The sequence below is a fragment of the Candidatus Jordarchaeum sp. genome, assembly GCF_052745115.1.
This window is the reverse complement of the sequence record NZ_JBRAKS010000318.1, coordinates 1-4,347: the sequence shown is the minus strand read 5'-3', so window position 1 is coordinate 4,347 and position 4,347 is coordinate 1. Positions and strand designations below refer to the sequence as shown.

Sequence of the window (4,347 nt, the reverse complement as noted above, 5' to 3'; positions counted from 1 at the left end):
AGGCTACAAATTCAACATATCAATAGATAAATACTTTGCTGAATGACTACCGCCCATTAGGGTGTCCACTGTTTTGGAACCATTATTCCGTTCGGGTCTAAAAGATTTTTTATTTTTTTCATGAGATTGAGATACTCGGGTTCAGCATACTTCAATACGATTTTCTGAAGTGTAGGAGATGGTTTCCAGAGCACTCCCCCAAGATTAATGCATGCCTCAGAGATTTCCTCTAAGGCTTTTAACAGTTTTTTGACCTGGAGAGAATTTCTTTTATCGAAAGGAAATGTGTGAAGTATGCAGACCGCGTGCCCTGTTCTAATAGGTCTTATAAAGTGTAAATATTGAAACCCATATTTTTTCGCAACTTCTACCCCTTTTCTATATGCGGTCACTGTAATTTCAGTGGGAATGTAGCAGCCTAGGTATTCCGCTCCTCCACCTTTTAACAAGTCCATGAAAGGAAAGATTCTAGGAACTAGCAAAACTCCATTTTTTATCTGTGAGGAGCGAGTATATTCCTCAACCTTAACACCGTTGCTCAATAAATCCTCTGCAATCCCCCTCACAACCCGCTTCTTAAAGTCTATCTCTTCCTGTGACTTCCCATTTAATATTACATCCATTGTAATTTCTGGTACTTCTTCAGGTTTTTCGGGTAAATGGAATCTTTCTTTACCACTAGTTCCCGTCCAACTAAACATACATATATCTTCGCAAGCTTCACTCTTGGTTATTTTCAAGAGAACTCCAGAGATATCATCTATATTATAGATTTTATAGAATAGAGCATCTCGAAAAATCGGCTTAGGCCAGAGCTGAATGGAAGCCTTAGTAATAATTCCTGTGGCTCCAAACCAGCCCAGAAAAAGACCCGTAAAATCAGGAAGACAATACTTGGAGAACCAAGACTTACCAAGAACACAGGAGCCAGTCCTCAGAATTTCACCTGTAGGAAGAACCACCTCTAAACTATTAACCATATCAGAGTTGACACCATAGTTTAAAGAAATTTGTCCTGCACCATATATCAATGCGTTAGGAATAACTCCCACAGATTGGGGGGCGTGAGGCATACTGAACCAGAGATCTGGATAATTTGTCTCGAGACAGGTTTTTAGCTGACCTATAGTTACGCCACACTCAATAACTGCATACATGGAATCCCTGTTTACCTTGAGAATCCTGTCCATTCGTTTCAAATCCAGCAGTATGCCTCCCTCATATGGTATGGCAAGACCAGACAGCGTCATACCGCCTACACGGGGGGTGACTGGTTTCCCTTCGCGATTGGCTAGTCGTATTATTTTCTGTATCTCTTCTACGGTTCCTGGCATTACCACAAATTCGGGTATGGATGGTTTTTCGGTGCTGGGATCGCTGGAATAATAGTAGCTTTCCTCTATCCGGTCGGAAACAAAATATTTTCCCACAATTTTTTCTAGAGATTTAAGAACATCCAGATGGTTCTGCCTTTTAATTTGTTTTCTAGGCAAATTCTTTTTTCTCCAATTATTTTCTCAAATTAGAGACTCGGACCAAAGAGATTTTGAAAAATATTGTAATAGATTTTTGGAAATTTAAATTAATAAAAAAGGGGAGGGAAATGGGTAAAACATTTAGTCGTTTTTTAGATGCCCATTGATTTTCTGACCAGTTGTATTACATCGAGCATTTGGAGTTTGGAATTGTACTGTTTTATCGCGTCTTCTAGGTTACGCCAGCAGAAGGGACAGGCGGATACTATGGCTTCTACTCCCAGTTTTTCCGCTTCTTTCACTCGCTCATATGCGGTTTCAACAGACCATTCACCATATCCAGATTTGACTCCGCCTCCGGATCCGCAACACCAAGCGTTTTCTCTGGTTCTAGGCATCTCAACAATTTCTATGCCCGGTATCGCCTTGAGTATGTTTCTTGGTGCATCGTAAACCCCCATGTGTCTTCCCAAGTGGCAAGGATCATGATAGGTTACTCTCATGTTGATTTCGTTTTTTAGTTCTATTTCCCCGTTTTTTACCATGTTTTCCAGAAGCTGGGTGGTGTGTAGAACCTCAAAATCGTGCTTGGAGTTGAGAAGCCAGTCGTATTCTTCCAAGTAGTCCTTTTTCCAGACTCTGAAACATCCGGCACAGGTGGTAACGATTTTACACGCGCCGACTTTTTTGGCTTCTTCGATGTTGTGTTGTGCTATCTGGGGGGCGGAGACGTAGTCTGTTTCCCACTGCCCGGTTCTCAGCAGGGGTGAGGTGCAGCACCACTCGTCCTTCATTATGGTGAAGTCCAAGTTCAAATTATCAAAAACAGCAACTGTGTCCTGTGCCAGAACCTTTTGCCGATAGGCTGAAGTGCAGCCCACAAAGTAAACCATTTCCGATTTTTCGGGAAGAATGATGCCCTTAGGCAACCAGTCCCACCTTTTACTATGAGGTTCAAGATAAGGGTTGTGCTCTTTCCCAAGATGTACCCCGAAATCCTTCTGACGACCTGGAAGATTTAATCCGGCATTTACCGCTTCGGCTCTGGTGGCCTCAATTATTCTCAGGATGCTGTCCTTTATGGGGTAGATGCATTGGGTGGAGCAGTTACCGCAGGTTTGACAGGCGAATAGTATATCTACAATGTCATCATCGAGACCGAACTCCTCCTCAGCCAATCCCTTAGCAGTCCACACCCTTCCGCCACCTGTGAAGGTTTCAAATCTATATTTGACGTATGAGGGACAATTCGGATAAAATAGGCTGATGCCTGTGGTTCTACAGTATTGACATTTGTAGCATCGGTGAAGTATATCCTTATACTTTTCTAAAGCCATAATTATCATCTCCTACAAGGCCCATTCTCCAGGAGCCATTATTCCATTGGGATCAAGCATAGTTTTGATCTTCTTCATAAAATCGATGAATTCGGGATCCGCATGTTTTAAAACCGTCTTCTGAACTGTGGGGGAGGGTTTCCATGGTACACCACCAAGATTTATAGCCATGTCGCTTATTTCCGCTAAGATATTCAGTACGTTTTGAACAATTTCTGGATTCATTTTATCAAAGGGGAAGGCGTACATTATTCCCGTTACGTGTCCTGTTCTGAAGGGTCTAGCCACCTGCATGTATTGGAATCCATATTTTTTCGATATGTCAATTCCCTTATTATAAGCAGTTGCCAAGGTTTCGGTGGGAATGTAGCAACCAAGGTACTCCGCTCCTCCACCAAACATCAGATCCATAAACGTCAAGGGCTGAGGAACAAGCAACATGCCCATTTTTATCATAAACGGAGGTTCGAATTCCTCCACTTTAACACCGTTTTTTAAGGCTTCTTCAATTATTTCACCCACAACCCGCTTCTTCAAGTCCAACTCATCCTGCGATTTTCCACTCAAAATCACATCCAAAGTAATTTCGGGCATACCTTCAGGTTTTTCAGGCATATAGAATCGCTTTGTACTTGTTCCCGTCCAACTGTTAATATATATATCATCACAGGCTTGACTCTTGCAAAGTTTTAAGAGCAATTCTTCTGTTTCTTCTATTGTATCTATCTTGTAGAATACAGTGTCCCGGAGATTTGGTTTTGGCCAGAGCTGGATGGAAGCCTTAGTTATAATTCCAGTTGCTCCAAACCACCCCAAGAAGAGGCCCATAAAGTCAGGGAGACAATACTTGGTAACCCATCCCTTACCCAAAGCACAAGAGCCGGTCCTTAGAATCTCACCCGTGGGAAGAACCACCTCTAAACCATTCAATAGGTCAGAACTTAAACCATAAGGTAGGGAAACCTGGCCCGCTCCGTAAATGTTCAAGTTAGAAATAACTCCGACAGACTGCGGAGCATGAGGCTGGCAAAACCAGAGATCCGGATGGTTATCTTCAAGGTATGTTTTGAGCTGCCCGGTGGTTACACCGCACTCAACCACTGCATACATCGAATTCTCGTTCACTTCAATTATTTTATCCATCCTCTTCAAATCCAGAACGATACCTCCTCCGTAAGGAATCGCAAGTCCAGACAGCGTCATACCGCCTACACGTGGAGTTACTGGAATTTTTTCACGATTGGCTAAACGTAATATTTCCCGGATCTCTTCCACGGTTTCAGGCATAACCACAAACTCTGGTGTGTGTGGTTCCTCGGCACTAGGATCGCTAGCATAGTAATAGCGTTCCTCCATTCTATCTGTAGCAAAATTTTTCCCAACAATTTTCTGAAGCGATTCAAGAGTTCGGGAATGTTTGGAATCGACAAGCTTTTTTTTAGACAAAATCTTTTCCTCCATTCGAGAATTCAAAGAAATTATCATATTTGAATTATTTTACTTTTTTTACATAAAGATATTTTATAGTTAAAAAA

3 protein-coding genes are annotated in these 4,347 nt (G+C 42.1%); all 3 read right to left on the bottom strand.

The window, feature by feature from the left end; genetic code table 11:
* Positions 1 to 56 precede the first annotated feature (56 nt).
* The 3 genes from ACUVXA_RS16910 to ACUVXA_RS16900 all read right to left on the bottom strand — a co-directional run bounded on the left by ACUVXA_RS16910 (position 57) and on the right by ACUVXA_RS16900 (position 4,258).
* Entirely contained in the window at positions 57 to 1,493 is a 1,437-nt protein-coding gene (locus tag ACUVXA_RS16910) for an FAD-binding oxidoreductase (RefSeq protein WP_445872463.1), read from the bottom strand.
* A gap of 134 nt (positions 1,494 to 1,627) precedes the next feature.
* On the bottom strand, positions 1,628 to 2,812 hold the full coding sequence (locus tag ACUVXA_RS16905; protein ID WP_445872462.1) for a (Fe-S)-binding protein: 1,185 nt from the start codon (positions 2,810 to 2,812) through the stop codon (positions 1,628 to 1,630).
* A 12-nt stretch (positions 2,813 to 2,824) separates the two neighbouring features.
* Positions 2,825 to 4,258 (bottom strand): FAD-binding oxidoreductase, encoded by a 1,434-nt coding sequence (locus ACUVXA_RS16900; RefSeq protein WP_445872461.1) that lies wholly within the window; start codon positions 4,256 to 4,258, stop codon positions 2,825 to 2,827.
* Positions 4,259 to 4,347 lie beyond the last annotated feature (89 nt).

Coding starts and splice junctions, on each gene's coding strand:
- ACUVXA_RS16905 (WP_445872462.1), bottom strand. CDS start 2,812: ATGGCTTTAGAAAAGTATAAGGATATACTTCACCGATGCTACAAATGT.